The organism is Austwickia sp. TVS 96-490-7B (genome assembly GCF_019331795.1).
In the GTDB taxonomy this organism is placed as follows: Bacteria; Actinomycetota; Actinomycetes; order Actinomycetales; family Dermatophilaceae; genus Austwickia.
In genome coordinates this window covers 1-14,485 of sequence record NZ_JAHPZL010000002.1, presented here as the reverse complement: position 1 = coordinate 14,485, position 14,485 = coordinate 1, and the positions used below count along the sequence as shown (strand labels likewise).

General features: G+C 62.3%; 15 protein-coding genes and 1 pseudogene. 8 read left to right on the top strand and 8 right to left on the bottom strand.

The features are described 5' to 3' along the window. The first annotated feature begins 17 nt into the window (after positions 1–17). The 5 genes from KEM60_RS02320 to KEM60_RS02300 all read left to right on the top strand — a co-directional run bounded on the left by KEM60_RS02320 (position 18) and on the right by KEM60_RS02300 (position 4,925). A complete protein-coding gene (locus tag KEM60_RS02320) occupies positions 18–917 on the top strand; it encodes a transketolase (protein WP_219105912.1) in 900 nt (299 codons plus the stop codon). Between the two features lies 1 nt (position 918). Continuing rightward, complete coding sequence (locus KEM60_RS02315; protein ID WP_219105911.1) at positions 919–1,929, top strand: transketolase family protein; 1,011 nt, start codon at positions 919–921, stop codon at positions 1,927–1,929. After that, positions 1,929–2,792, top strand: a complete 864-nt coding sequence (locus tag KEM60_RS02310; protein ID WP_219105910.1) for a hypothetical protein — start codon at positions 1,929–1,931, stop codon at positions 2,790–2,792. Before KEM60_RS02315 ends, KEM60_RS02310 begins: the two co-directional genes overlap by 1 nt. Before the next feature lie 77 nt (positions 2,793–2,869). After that, complete coding sequence (locus KEM60_RS02305; RefSeq protein ID WP_219105909.1) at positions 2,870–3,982, top strand: ATP-binding protein; 1,113 nt, start codon at positions 2,870–2,872, stop codon at positions 3,980–3,982. 472 nt (positions 3,983–4,454) lie between these two features. Next, positions 4,455–4,925: a transposase family protein gene (locus KEM60_RS02300; protein WP_219105908.1), complete on the top strand. Its 471-nt coding sequence runs from the start codon at positions 4,455–4,457 to the stop codon at positions 4,923–4,925. A gap of 148 nt (positions 4,926–5,073) precedes the next feature. On the opposite strand, the gene KEM60_RS02295 is transcribed toward KEM60_RS02300, so the two are convergent. Further along, entirely contained in the window at positions 5,074–5,301 is a 228-nt protein-coding gene (locus tag KEM60_RS02295; protein ID WP_219105907.1) for a hypothetical protein, read from the bottom strand. Positions 5,302–5,770: 469 nt separating this feature from the next. Between KEM60_RS02295 and KEM60_RS02290 the strand changes: the two are divergent. Further along, positions 5,771–6,332, top strand: a pseudogene (locus KEM60_RS02290) (transposase); the annotation flags it as partial. Between the two features lie 1,053 nt (positions 6,333–7,385). Then, positions 7,386–7,640, top strand: coding sequence for a hypothetical protein (locus KEM60_RS02285; protein ID WP_219105906.1), 255 nt, complete (start codon positions 7,386–7,388; stop codon positions 7,638–7,640). Here KEM60_RS02285 and panC read toward each other — a convergent pair. The 6 genes from panC to KEM60_RS02255 all read right to left on the bottom strand — a co-directional run bounded on the left by panC (position 7,621) and on the right by KEM60_RS02255 (position 12,568). Beyond that, complete coding sequence (panC, locus tag KEM60_RS02280; RefSeq protein WP_219105905.1) at positions 7,621–8,472, bottom strand: pantoate--beta-alanine ligase; 852 nt, start codon at positions 8,470–8,472, stop codon at positions 7,621–7,623. The genes KEM60_RS02285 and panC overlap by 20 nt on opposite strands. Before the next feature lies 1 nt (position 8,473). Continuing rightward, complete coding sequence (panB, locus tag KEM60_RS02275) at positions 8,474–9,337, bottom strand: 3-methyl-2-oxobutanoate hydroxymethyltransferase (protein ID WP_219105904.1); 864 nt, start codon at positions 9,335–9,337, stop codon at positions 8,474–8,476. Next, complete coding sequence (panD, locus tag KEM60_RS02270; RefSeq protein ID WP_219105963.1) at positions 9,337–9,774, bottom strand: aspartate 1-decarboxylase; 438 nt, start codon at positions 9,772–9,774, stop codon at positions 9,337–9,339. The genes panB and panD overlap by 1 nt, the downstream gene beginning before the upstream one ends. 38 nt (positions 9,775–9,812) lie before the next feature. Continuing rightward, a complete protein-coding gene (locus KEM60_RS02265; protein WP_219105903.1) occupies positions 9,813–10,703 on the bottom strand; it encodes a DUF2520 domain-containing protein in 891 nt (296 codons plus the stop codon). Between the two features lie 137 nt (positions 10,704–10,840). Further along, positions 10,841–12,007, bottom strand: coding sequence for a site-specific integrase (locus tag KEM60_RS02260; protein ID WP_219105902.1), 1,167 nt, complete (start codon positions 12,005–12,007; stop codon positions 10,841–10,843). Positions 12,008–12,238: 231 nt separating this feature from the next. Continuing rightward, the gene (locus KEM60_RS02255) at positions 12,239–12,568 is read right to left on the bottom strand and encodes a hypothetical protein (RefSeq protein WP_219105901.1); all 330 of its coding nucleotides are present in this window, start codon (positions 12,566–12,568) and stop codon (positions 12,239–12,241) included. A gap of 115 nt (positions 12,569–12,683) precedes the next feature. Between KEM60_RS02255 and KEM60_RS02250 the strand changes: the two genes are divergently transcribed. After that, a complete protein-coding gene (locus tag KEM60_RS02250) occupies positions 12,684–12,923 on the top strand; it encodes a hypothetical protein (RefSeq protein ID WP_219105900.1) in 240 nt (79 codons plus the stop codon). A 4-nt stretch (positions 12,924–12,927) separates the two neighbouring features. Here the strand turns inward: KEM60_RS02250 and KEM60_RS02245 are convergent. Next, the coding region (locus KEM60_RS02245; protein WP_219105899.1) for an acyltransferase family protein at positions 12,928–14,485 on the bottom strand (1,558 nt) is incomplete at its 5' end.

The following is a 14,485-nucleotide window of genomic DNA, read 5'->3' as shown; positions in this document are numbered from 1 at the left end:
GTACGGAAGGACACCCCATGGCACTCACCCGCACCCAACGACACGCCCTCGAAACCAAAGCCGCCCAACTTCGCCGCAGCACCATCGACGTCACCTACTGGGCTGGCAGCGCCCACATCGGCGGCGGACTCTCCGTCAACGACCTCATGACCTATCTCTACTACCACCACATGCGAATCAACCCCCACGACCCGCACGACCCCCACCGCGACCGCTTCCTCCTCTCCAAAGGACACTGCGCCGTCGCCTACGTCGGTGTCCTCGCCGACCTCGGCTGGCTCCCCACCGAAGAACTCAAAGAGTTCAACCTCACCGGATCCCGCCTCGGCATGCACCTCGACGCCAACAAAGTCACCGGCGTCGAAGCCTCCACCGGATCACTCGGCCACGGCATGTCCCTGGCCCTCGGCTTCGCGCTCGCCGCCCGCCAACTCCACCACGCCTGGCGCACCTACTGCATCGTCGGTGACGGCGAACTGAACGAAGGCTCCAACTGGGAAGCCGCCATGGCCATGGCCCACTACCGCCTCGACAATCTCGTCATCGTCGTCGACCGCAACCGGTGCATGATCGACGGCCCGACCGAAGACGTCATGGCTCTTGAACCCCTCGATGACAAATTTCGCGCCTTCGGTTTCGACGTCACCCGCATCGACGGCCACGACTACCAGGCCATCGACGACGCTTTCAGCCACGCCGCAACCGTCACCGGCAAACCCTGCTGCATCGTCGCCGACACCATCAAAGCCTGCGGCGTGGACTTCATGGCAGGCGACTACCGCTGGCATTACGGCGCCATCAACGACGAGATCCACGCCCGCTGCCTCGACGCACTGACCAGGTACGACGCGCAACGGCTCGCTGCGCTCGACGACGCCTTCGCCGCCACCGCCTCGACGTACGGACAGGAGCACTGACATGCCCGGCGGACTGACCTACACCGTCGACGAGACCACCAAACTCTCCACCGCGGAGATCTATGCCACCGTCCTCGCCGACCTCGCTGAAACACACCCCGACATCGTCACCCTCACCTCTGACCTGGCTAAATCCACCAAAGTGGGGGTCTTCGCGGACCGCTTCCCCGATCGTTTCTACAACTTCGGGATCGCGGAAGCCAACATGATTGGCGCTGCTGCCGGGATGGCCGCCTGCGGATTAGTGCCCTTCACCTCCAGCTTCGCGATCTTCACCTCCATGCGCGCCCTCGACCAGGTCCACACCGACATCTGCTATCCCAACCTCAACGTCAAAATGATCGGATCCCACGCCGGTCTCAGCTTCGGACAGGCCGGATCCACCCACCACTGCACTGAAGACCTCGCCATCATGCGCGCCATGGCCAACCTGACCGTGCTGTGCCCCGCCGATGGCATCGAAACCGCCAATGCCGTCGTTGCTGCCTACGAACGACCCGGCCCGGTCTACGTGCGCATCAACCGCGGCTTCGACCAAAACGTCCACACCACCATGGAATACGGCTTCCGCATCGGAGTCGCCGACGTCCTCCACGACGGCACTGACATCACCCTCATCGCCTGCGGATCAGGGGTCTACCCGGCGCTCCAAGCCGCCCGAGAGCTTGCTGCCACCGACGGCGTTCACTGCCGCGTCCTCAACATGCACACCATCAAACCCCTCGATGCCGACGCCATCCGCACCGCCATCCACGACACTCGTCGCATCATCACCGTTGAAGACCACACCATCATCGGTGGACTAGGCGGCGCCGTCGCCGAAGTCATCGCCGAAAACGGCCGCGCCTGCGCCTTCCGACGCCTCGGCCTCCACGACTGCTACTCCCCCATCGGCCTGCACGAAGACCTCATGGCCCACCACGGCTATGACACCACCGGTGTGATGAACACGGTCCGCGACGTCCTGCGCATCGACATCGAAGACGACGACACCTGGGACGACGAATTCTGATGACCACCCACCCAACCCGATACGACGTCGCACTCCCCGGATCGACGACCGACGCTGCCCTCCCACCCGCCCCTAGCGAGGACATCCTCGCCGCCACGGTCTTCTTGCGCGGCGTCCTCCCCCTCATCAAAATCCTCGCCACCGACCACCCCACCACCCGAGCCGCTTTCGCTGAGAAAAACGGCATCATCCAAGTCAGCGTCCCCTACGACGGCGACCGCCACGCCCTGCACGCCATCATCATCAACGGCACCATCGACATCCGGATGGGCGCCTACGACCTCCCTGACATCGAGCTGGCATTCCCGACCCTCACCTCGTTCAACCGGTTCTTCCAAGGACGCCCCAGTCGACCACCACGCATCCGCGGCTTGCGCTCCCCGCGCCGCATCGCCCTGGCTGTCGCTTTCATTCGCGCCTTGCTCACGTTGTCCAGGCTGCTCGGAGCGACGAAACCTCCCACGGCAGAGGCCGACAAAGCGCTCGTCGTACGGTTGTTTTTTGCGTTGCTCTCTGCGGGGATCAGTGGCTTGAACAAAGTCGGGCATCCGGAGATCCGTCGGTGGGCGTCGCGGTCTCCGGACCGGGTCTATGCCTGGGCGGTGGACAACCATCCTGATGTGGGGGCGTATCTGCGGGTCAAGGGGGGACGCACCAAAGCTGCCCGTGGTGAATATCGACGCAGTCAGCCGTTTTTTACGTTGCGGTTCGACTCGTTGGATTCGGCGCTCGGGATCCTTCTCGACATCGACGACATGCTCGAGTCCACGGCAGCGGGCAAACTGATCATGGAAGGAGCTCCGGAGTTTGGTGCCCAGATCGGTGAGTACATGCTCGCGGTGGGCGCGTATGCCAAGCCGTAACGAGGTGACGGTTATCCGCGACACGCCAGACCCTTGAGATTCCTTTATATTTCGCGGTGATTTTTTATACTTCAGGGATGGCTCGTAACCCGTTCGCACCGACCTTCGGCGCCAGCCCCCACATCCTCATCGGTCGAGACCAAATCCTCGACGACGTCCGTGACAGCTTCGACGACGGCCCTCAATCCCCCACTCGCACAGTCCTCTTCGTCGGAGCGAGAGGCACGGGCAAGACCGTGATGCTCAACGCCTACGAAGATCACGCTGCCGCCCTGGGGTGGCTGATCGTCCGGGAAACCGCGTCACGCGGACTGCTCGACCGACTCACCCGCGACCACCTCCCTCGGCTCCTCGCTGAGCACGGCACCCGCTCCAAAGAACGACTCACCCAGGTCAGCCTCACCACCCCCTTCGGTGGGGGCGGCGGCACCGTTGTCGACAGATTCCCCGCAGAATCGACACTGCGAGCCCAAGTGGTGGAACTCACCAACGCGTTACGACCACGAGAAACAGGCCTCGTCATCACCGTCGACGAGGTGCAAAGCGCCGACCGAGACGAACTGCGCAAACTCGGCGAACTCATGCAAGTAGCACGCCGAGAACAACGCGACCTGGCTTTTGCTGCAGCAGGACTGCCGTGGGCAGTCGCTGATCTCCTCAACGACGACGTCGTGACCTTCCTGCGGCGCGCCGAAAGATACGACCTCGGGGACGTGCCCGTAGATGAGGTCGCCGACGCCTACGTCCAAACTTTCAGCGAAGCCGGACGAGAACTCAGCGACGACGACGCGCTCTATGCAGCAGAAGCGACGTACGGCTATCCCTTCCTCGTGCAACTCGTCGGGCACCGGATTTGGCTGCAACATCCCTTGGAACCAACAGTGACTCGGGATGATGTGCGCATCGGCGTCACACAAGCAACAAAACGGCTGGGTTTGCTCGTGCACGAACCAGCAGTAGCGCGCCTTTCAGACATGGACAAGGCGTACGTCGAAGCGATGGCTATCGACGGAGAAGGACCATCCCGCACCGGGGAAATCGCCACCCGACTGGGAGTGTCCGCACAGTACGCCGGAGTCTACCGAGACCGCCTCATCAGCAATGGCACCATCGAGCCAGCAGGGCACGGACTCGTGCGTTTTGCGATCCCCTACCTCGGCGTTTACCTGCAGGAACGCACCCGAGGTTGATGCCATATCTCGGCACCATCATTAGCGAATATGAAGCAATGACGACATGAAAGTCAAGAGCTGTTGAGTGCGGTTCCATCCAAACAAGATGCAGTGATGGGCGTCCGCATTAATGCACGCACATTTCCTTCAATGCCAAGAATATCAAAGCGTTCTGCTCCTCATCGGATTTCCATTGTCATAGCCCCACTAAGGAGCGTTATTCACAAGAAATTTAAGGCGTTATTCACGAGGCGCTAGCGACCCATGTCCCGCACCCCGGGAAACAATCGATACACACCTGTCACCATACACATACATAAAAACATCGGCCGCTTTGAGATCATTAGGTTAGACGACTCACATCTCTCAGGGAAGCGACCGATGCGGTACCAGTCGTGCAGCAGGACTCGATCACGATGCACTCAATGAACTCGTCAGGCGGGTCACCGACATTTTTCACTCCCGGGGAATCGACTTGAGGAGACACCGGTTGCCCGTCAAAGAACACGTCATCCTCACCCTGGAACTCCTACGGAACACTCTGGCACAGATGTTCCTAGCTGATCTGCTGCATATTTCACAATCCACCGCTTCACGCATCCATCGCAGGATGCTCCTCGTCATCAATGAAGCCCTGACCTTCACCAGCATCTCCCTAGAGGAAGCCGCTAGTGATGGACGAGCCATCCTCATCGACGGCACGTACGCCCCGACGGGCAACCGCCCAGCTCAGGGGCAAGAGGTCGCCAAAGCCACCTACTCCGGTCAACGCCGTTGCCAGTGTGTCAGCATCCAAGTCGCCTCCACCCTGACCGGACACCTGGAAACACTGAGGTTTTCTCGCCAGCGGCTATCGAGGCAGACTCACCGAACTCCCCGATATCATTGCCGTCATTACCCGACTCGAGCTCTATCGACTTGGCTGGTAGCCAAGAATGACCTTGAAATGCCTCGTGAATAACGCCCTAAATTCCAGAGGGCGTTATTTGTGAGCGATCAGCTAGGAGTAAATAGCCCACTGTGCGGGCCTGCAACCCGGATGTTTACATGTTTTCATCAAAGGGAAAATTCCCGCATGACAATGCGCATAGATTTCAAAAAGAGGGGGCTCATTTACCATCTTTGACTCGATTACTCGCTCTTCGAGCCAATAAACCAAAGATCGTCCCTGCGATCAGCAAAAACGCTTCCAAGGCAACTAGGTGCCAGTTCAGATCACATCTTGACAGATGCGCCGAAAGAGGTAGTGCCGCAGAAAAGCATGCAAAGGTCAGGAGTATCGAAATGGTTGCCGTGCGGATGGAATTTTGATTCATGTTGTTACCGTGAAGGGCCATCTGGCACTCTTTCATCTTCGGGAATGATGATCCCCGGGCGCCAAGCGATAAATTGTGGGCACATCGCTATTTGTTCTGGTCATGCAAAGTCAACTGCACCAAAATATATTGGCTTGTTTTATGATACACAAGAATCTGAACTTCGGGGGCTTATCGCCGCTCGTATCTTGCCTCATCTAGCAACGTGGATCTGGATGATCGTCTCGTGGGTGGGACAGGGCAAGTTAGCTTTCGTATGGAGGAGCAATGAACAGAACCTGTGGATGGCTCTCGGTGAGGTGACGTGAAGTAGGTGCACCTCCCGAGCAGGATCGAAGCAATCACAAGGTTCTGATCAGGGTCGGCGTTGGCGCGCCGGCTCGGGAAGGTGTACCCAGTGCTCAAGGTAGTCCAGGACGCCGTGGCGTCCAACGAGGTGGCGGGTGGGTCGTTGCTCGACGAGATCGTGCGTGACGGCGCCCGGCAGATGCTGACCACGCAGTGGCAAGACGAGGCGGCCGCGTTCAACAAGCGGCCGTTGAAGGGCACTGACTACGTCTACTGCTGGGTCGATGGAATCCACCTCAAGGTCCGCCTGGAGCAGGACAAGGTGTGCCTGCTGGTGATCATCGGGGTGCGTGCTGATGGCACCAAGGAGCTGGTCGCGCTCGACGACGGGCACCGGGAGTCCACCGAGTCATGGGCTGATCTACTGCGCGACTGCAACGCCACGGGATGTGCGCCCCCGTGCTGGCCGTGGGAGATGGCGCGCTTGGGTTCTGGGCAGAGCGGTGCGAGAGGTGTTCCCTGACACCAAGGAGCAGCGCTGCTGGTTCCACAAGATCGCCAACGTGCTCAATGCGCTGCCGAAGTCGGCCCAGCCGGGAGTGAAGGCCGCGCTGGCCGAGATCTGGAACGCTCAAGACAAGGACCACGCCGAGCAGGCGGCCCGGGCCTTCGAACGGGGCTACAGGGCGAAGTGGCCCAAGTCCACCGCGAAGATCATCGACGACCTCGACGTGCTGCTGGAGTTCTACCTACAGCCGCGTCAGCTCCGCCGACCCTGACGTGATCATCCCAAGCCTGCCGCCCTGATCGACCTCAGCCTGGCAGACCCACTGGCGTAACTGCTCGGACGATCCCATCCCCAACACGGACGCGACTGACTTGATCGCTGCCGTCCGATACGGGTAGTCCTTCTCCGACTCCAACACCATCCAGACAGCACGCTCACGCAACTCAGGGAAATACTTCGATCAATGTGGCATGAGAGCGATCCTTCCAACGAATTCACTCTCCGGACACGCCGGGGGGGCTTCAAGAGTTCGGTACCTGGACCCAGAGCTTGGAACGCCGACCCCAAACCTTGCGTGTGAACCAAGACCGCGGACCAGATCCTCGAAACCTCGACAGCTATTGCCAACAACTCAACAACTCAACGACACCGGGGTGGCGGATGGACACACGCCAGTAACGGCGCAAGGTCAGACATGGCGGTCCATGGTATCGAGGCGAGTGTTCAAATTCGCCCGAGATCTCGTAGAGGCCGTCATGCCTGCGTTCGCATAGTCCCTCGTTCTTGACCTGGAACCATGCCTTGACGGAGTCGATCTCGATGAGGTACCCGTCTCTCGCATCAAACTGAACTTGTCGGTCAACGGTCGCTGAGACAACTCCTGCGTGAACGATCACCCCGACGCCATCACCGGTGACAACCAACCCCGCAGACCATGACCTACCTTTCGCCTCTCCAAATGCTATCTACTGGGAGACCCGCGACTTTCGACAAGTCCACGTCTTCACTGATCAATAATAACTTCGGCGCGGTCAAACCTGCTCACCCCCAGCCGTCCCCTTGACTAGGAGATGTCTCGATCAGGGCCATATTCATGAGCAATGAGATCTGGATCAGATTGCCTGATGCTGATCAGGGAAAGCCGGTGTCCTGTCGCTGGCAAGAGAACAATCATCATAGTCAATTTGCGAGAGCTGTGTCGCCATACCTATCTTGACCGCGCTTCTTTACGATGGTGAGTGCAGGATGTCGGCGACCATCAGTGAGCGTCGACATTCGGGGGATTCGTCGCGGTGGGAGGGGTGGCGTGGTGAGCGACCTATGGGAGGTCCTAGGCCAGGGAGCGTCGTGGGGTGAGGTGGTGTTCTGTCTGGGGGTGGTAGCCGGTCTGGCCGCGGTGACAGTGGCGGCGCGGGGGCGCTGCCGTCTCGGGCCGTTACCCATGTCAGCGATGCTGCCGTTGGCGTGCCTGTCGTTAGTGCCATATCTCGGTTGGGTGGTGGCGGGTGCAGTGCTGGTGATGTGGCGGCCGCGACGCCGTCACCTCACAGGGGCGGCAGGATGACGTTGTCGATGAGAGTGGGTACGCCGATCGTGACGGCGGTGGAGACTAGCGCCCCCCGAGCCGGGTCGAGGGCGCTGCCATCGGGGATCTCCACGAGAGTGTCAGGATCGGCGACAGAGAAATAAGCTAGGTCAGCGAGCGGTTCTGCGGTGATGATAGAGACGCCGCAGGCACGCAGTGCTGCTGCGTTGCGTTCCCCGGTGAGCCAGGCAGCAGTGACCGCGTTCAACGCCCGCGACAGACACAACGCGGCATGGCGCTGGTCCTCGTCAAGGTACGTGTTGCGGCTGCTCAAGGCCAGACCGTCAGCCTCCCGAACGGTGGGGGCGATGACGATGTCGGTGCCAAAACCGAGGTCGGTGATCATGCGACGTAGGACGACAGCTTGTTGAGCGTCTTTTTGTCCCAGGTAGATCCGGGTGGGAGTGGTCACCGCCAACAGGATGGTCACCACCGTGGCGACCCCCCGGAAATGGCCAGGTCGGCGAGCGCCTTCGAGGGTGTCGGTGAGGGTGGTGACGTCGACGTAGGTGGTGGCGCCGGTGGGGTAGATGTCGTGGGTGTGGGGGGTCCAGACGATGTCGGCGCCGGCGTCGCGGAGGAGTTGGAGGTCGCGGTCGAGGTCGCGGGGGTAGGCGGTGAGGTCTTCGGTGGGGCCGAATTGGGTGGGGTTGACGAAGATGGATACGGCGACGGCGCCGCATTCTTCTTTGGCGCGGCGGACCAGTGACAGGTGGCCTTCGTGGAGGTAGCCCATGGTGGGGACGAAACCGATCGTGCCGTGGTGGGCCCGGGCGGTGCGCATCTGGTCGCGGGTGGTGACGATGTGCATGTCAGTGGTCCTCGGCGGTGGGGGGTGTGGTGTCGACGGCGTTGAGTGCGGCGGTCAGGGTGTCAGGGTCGAGGTGGGCGCAGTTGTCGGTGGTGGGGAAGGTGTGGTTGCGGACGGCGGTGTCGTAGGTGGTGAGGGCGTCGATGATGGTGGTGCCGAGGGTTGCGAAGCGGTGGGTGTGGCGGGGTTGGAAGTCGTCGTAGAGGCCGAGGATGTCGTGCCAGACCTGGACTTCGCCGTTGCAGTGGGGGCCTGCGCCGATGCCGATGGTGGGGATGTCGAGGCGGTCGGTGATGGCGGCGGCGAGGGGGCCGGGGATGAGTTCGAGGACGACGGCCCAGGCTCCGGCGCGTTGGACGGCGAGGGCGTCGCGGTAGACCTGGGCGGCGCGAAGGGCGTCTTTGCCTTGGACGCATAGGCCGATGCTGTGCACGGATTGGGGGGTGAATCCGACGTGTCCCATGACGGGGATTCCGGCGTTGACGAGGTGTCGGATGGTGTGTTCGACGGTGGTGCCACCTTCGAGTTTGACGGATTGGGCACCGCCGGTGGCGATGAGTTGTCCGGCGTGGTGGAGGGCTTCGTCGGGGGTGGCGTAGCTGAGGAAGGGCAGGTCAGCGACGACGAGGGGGGTGGTGGTGCCGCGGATGACGGCGCGGGTGTGGTAGACGATGTCGTCGACGGTGACGGGCAGAGTGGAGTCGTGGCCTTGGATGACCATGCCGAGGGAGTCGCCGACGAGGATGAGCGGGATGGTGGTGCGGTCGATGAGGCGTGCGGCGGTGTAGTCGTAGGCGGTGACCATGGTGAGGCGTTCGCCGGTGTGGTAGCGGGTGTGTAGGTCTGCGATGGTGGTACGGCGCATCAGGCGTGGGTCCCGGTGGTGTCGGTGGTGGGGTGTTCCGGGGCGTGGAGGCGGGTCGCGCCGATCAGGGCTCGGGGGTCGTCGCGGTCGGTGATGACGGCGTCGATGGTGTTGGTGGTGGGGTCGACGAGGACGACTCGGGGGTGGAAGTGGGTGGGGTCGGGGTCGTCGATGAGTTGGTAGGCCATGATGATGACGAGGTCCCCTGGGGTGACGAGTCGTGCTGCGGCGCCGTTGAGTTGGATTTCGCCGGAGCCGCGAGCGCCGGGGATGGTGTAGGTCTCGAGGCGGGCTCCGTTGTCGATGTCGACGACTTGGACCCGTTCGTAGGACAGGATGCCTGCGGCGTCGAGGAGGTCTTCGTCGACGGTGATTGATCCGACGTAGTGCAGGTCGGCGGCGGTCACGCGGGCGCGGTGGATCTTGCCGGTCACCATGGTGCGGAAAGGCACGGTGTTCTCCCGGTGGGTGGTGGTCAACGGTGGTCGGTGCGCTCGTCGAGGATGGTGGTGAGGGTGTCGACGATGTCTGGGGACAGCGCGCGGGCCTGAGCATACGGCAGTAATCCGTGGCTGCAGGCACGGTAAAGTTCGGCGGTCTGTGGACGTGCGTCCAGGGCGTTGAGGTGATGCTGGATGGTGGCGATGTCTCCTCGCATGACGGGCCCGGTCATGCCGTGGGGGATGCCGGAATGGGCGAGGGCGTCGAGGGCGCTGCGGGTCAGGGGCAGCAGGGCGTCGAGGGCGTTGTCACTGGTGAAGCCACAATCGGTGAGGATGGTGGCGGCGTGGGCGAGGAGCGCGGTGGGGAGGTTGGCGGCGAGCACTGCGGCGGCGTGGTAGGCGGCTCGGTGGTGGTCGTCAAGGAGGTGTGTGCGTCCGCTGAGGGTGTGGGTGAGTTGCTGGAGCATGGTGACGAGCTGCGCGGATTGGGGGCCGCCGGTGAGGGTCCAGGTGATCCCTGGGGCAGGGATGGTGGTGGTCGTGGGGAACGCTTGCAGCGGATGCCATACGGCGGTGGCCGCTCCGCGGCGGGCGAGGGGGGCGAGGATGTCGACGGATTGGGCGCCGGAGCAGTGCACGACCGCTGGGGTGGGTCCGGTCATGGCGGCAGCGACCTGCTCGGCGACGTCGGGGATCGCCGTATCTGATACGGCGATGATCAGCAGGTCAATGGTGGTGAGGAGATCGGTCAGAGAGGCGGAGGGGACACCTGCGGTGGTGGCAGTGGCATCAGCTCGGGTGCGGTCTCGACCGGTGAGTCCACAGACATGGACGTCGGGGTGTGGGTGCAGCGCAGCCGCCAACGAACCGGCGAGACGTCCTGTCCCGTAGATCCCAACCTGCCTGACCGGGGGGAATGTCATGTCGGACCTTCTTTCCGTGCGGTCGTTGACATGTCCCACCGTAGGCCGGGACCTGGGGGGTCAGGGGTGGCCGGGCGCCCTGCGCGGGTGACCAATGGTCGCGGAGGGCACCCGGCATCGACGTACCGGATGAGTGGTTAGTGGTGTTCGCCGACGGCAACGGGTCGGGAACGACGCTCGTTGAGAGCGACGGGCAGCGGGCGGCGGGCTTCGTGGGCAGCGTCGAGGGTTTCAGCGATTTCGTCGAGCTGGTCAGGCAGGACGTGCGCGTAGGTGTCACCGGTGATGGCGACTGAGGCGTGGCCTGCCATCCGGGATGCGGTGACCAGCGGCACCCCTTCGGAGAGCCACAGGGAAACCCCGGAGTGACGCAGGTCGTGGACCCGCACGACGTTGCCGTCGCATTGGGTGGCGATGCCAGCAGCGATGATGCCACGGTCGAAGGTGCGGCGGAAGTTCGTGGCCCGCCAAGGGTGTCCTTTCGGGGAGGTGAGCAGGGGCGCATCGGGGTGTCGGCCGTTGACGAGAGGTGCGAGGACGTCGACGACGAAGCCAGGCAGGGGGACGACACGGCGGCCTCGGGCGGATTTGGGTTCGCCTTCGACGAGTCGCCCGGAGAGTTCGACGATGTTACGGCGGATGTGCAGCCGGTTGCGGAGCAGGTCAACGTCACCGACGCGCAGACCTGCGACTTCGCCGGATCGTAGCGCGCAGAAACCGAGGAGATACACGGCGGGACGATGCGCGGGGATAGCGTCCGCGAGGGCGAGGAGTTGAGCGCGGCTCAAGCAGCGCATTTCGTGGCGAGGCAACGGCGGGAGAAACCCGCGCGCTCGTCCCGATGCAGGTCGGGCAGGGTTTTGTGGGATCCGGCCGTCTTCAACAGCAGCATCAAGCAGCGCCGCGAGCACATGGTGTGCTTGACGAGCCCGGGATGCCGAGACCGGCCCGTGCGGTCCCTCGGCCGTGTTGACCCAGCGGCGTACGGCGGCAGTAGTGACCTTCGCGAGCGGAATGTCCGCCCAGACCGGAGCGACGACGGTACGCCACAACGATTCGTACGCAGTGCGGGTCGAAGGTTTGAGACGTTGCGCAGCGAACCAGTCTGGCCACAGCTCCGCGACAGTGACTTTCGCCCGGCGCGGGTCGGTCCAGTCGCCGCGGTGAACTTTCAGTTCTTCTTCGGCGACCCACCTGCGAGCGTCGCCTTGCCGGTCGAAGTCCTTCGCGTGTTCCCTGCCGGAGGCGTCCCGGTATCGGGCCCTCCAACGTCCAGTGTCTTTGCGTTTCTTGACTGATCCCATCAGGTCCTCGTGTCGGTGGCGCAGACGGTGGGTTGGCCGGTGGCGCGTCCGTGGGAGACGTCCGTCGGGCTCTGGTCCAGCCTATATACCTCTGATTCTGGTGGGAAAAGTGAGCACTTCTGAGATGGTTGAGGTGGTTCACCTCCCGGGCGCGACAGTGGGTGTCATAGGCCGACCTAGCGTGCGGACTGAGCGCGGACGAGCGCATGCGGACAGCGGCATTAATGCAGGTCATAACAGTTGAAGGAAGCGGATACGGTATCCGTTGGTCTCACGGTGAAAATGCAGGTCAACGGGACAGCCGTGAGCGATGCCACACCCGGTGACAGCTGACCTTGACCGAAAAACCTGACCGAGTACGACACACCGTGCATGCCCCACACTCCGCAACACCCATTCGCTCAGCGCCCACCACAGCGCTCGCAGCCACCCAAAAATCAACCCGACGAACGTCGCCCCCCGCTCAGAATCGTTCCTGACGAACGTCTCACCGCCGTACGTCGGGGCATAGCGGGTGTGAGCTGAGACGAGCCCGCGCTCAGAATCGTTCCTGGACAACATCGGCCACAGACCAAGATCGCCGACTCACCATCCTGATCGTTCACCCCGGACCGCGGTACCGTGCCAGAGAGGTCAGTGCGACATGCCCGGCACGAAACCCGGACCAGGAGGCGCGATGTCCACGAAGACACGGCAGGTGCTGATTTATCTCGGGATCATCACCGACGGCCCGAAGCCTTCGTGGCGCTCCATGGTATTTCTCTGTGGTGGCTTCGTCCTGATGACCCAAGGAATAACCCTTCTTCTCGATGACGGGAAAGATCCCGGAGGGTGGGCGCGGGTGACCCTGGGGATGGTCATCCTCATCATTCATGGAGTCTTTTCGTCCCGACACCACAAAGAGCACATCGAGTAGGTGCCTACCCTAATTCCTGCAACTGACGAGCCAAGGGCGCAGCAAGGACTTTAGATTGCGCGACCGTGAGATGGTTACCGTCGCGATACCGCACCATGTCACCATCATGGGTGGTGCATATTCCTTCAGGACACAGCTCCGCCCAGGTATCCCACACCGCCACCGTCGGGATGACATGCGCTCCTGTGAGAGGGTCCCGCGACTTCCCTGACGACACTGAACTTGCTGTCACCTGTGAAGATGCCGCAGCGTCAGCGACGACATCCTGGACTACCGCTCGGACTTCACCCTGGCCGGTTTCAGCCTCGGTGACAGTCATCGCCGCTCGACAGGAAGCTGCCATCACGCTGATCGTGGAGCATCTATGCGGATCCCAAGAATGAGAATCCCACCATTTTGGTGTGCCCTGGACCACGAGCACCTGATGCCCAGCGGACCGTAGCTTTTTTACTGTTGACTCCAGCCCGGACCGCAACGCCGTCATTTTGACCCGCAGATCAGTGCTCGACCCCTCACCTGGGCTTCCTAACGCAATCTGCTGTTCATGCCAATACACGTCACTATTGGCAATAACAACAGTGTCAGGGCGGGTGTTCATCATGTGCTGCACGGTTTTCTGAACGTAATCACGGCACGAGTCGTTCTGATTCCGCCAACCCTGTCGGTGATCATGGAATGTCACATCAAGAAACGGACACGCATTCGTATTGGCTACCGTGACCGGACGTCCTAACTCTTCCCCCGCACCCACGACCGCTTCGGTGATGTGATCAGCGTTGCTGTCCCCCAACAGGTAGATCGGCGTACCAGGCCGGTCAGCACCCCAGGTGCACCGCGCCGCCACCTCACCCAACGGGATCCGCTGATCACACCCATACCGAAACCCGACATGAGTTGCCCCGATCGCTTCGGCATACCGATCCACCCGCGATGACCACCATCGATGGCTACTCGCGACAAAAAGTCCCCCGGCGGCCAACACTGGCGGTATCGTCACCGCAGCAACCACCCGCACCAGATGCCGGTCCCATGACAGCGAGCGTCGGCGTAACGGTTCTTCCACCCACCGGTACGACAACACCGCAGGCACCACAGACAACCCGGCGGCCACCGTCGCTACCCACACATGACGAGGCCAGATCATCACCGCCGTCACGATGCACGGCCAATGCCACAAATACAGTGAGTATGACCAGTCCCCCACGGCCACCCATCGTGGACGAGACAACATCTGCGTGACGACGTTCGGGTGAGCAGACCGTGAATCGCCCGCAAGAATCACCGCGACAGTGGCCAACACCGGCACGAGCGTCAGCGGCCCAGGCCACGGCGATTCCCCCGTCACCAGCAGACTTGTCGCCACCAACGAGGTCATCCCGGCCAACCCCCACACCGTTGATCTCACGCCTCGCCCCCACCATTGCGGCGCAGGAACCAACGCCACCACCGCGCCTGCCGCGAACTCCCACGCCCGAGTCACCGGACTGTAAAACCCCCACAGCGCATCCGGCCCCGGGAAGGTGGACCCCAATGCCCCTTCTGCAACAGACCTGCCGCAACCA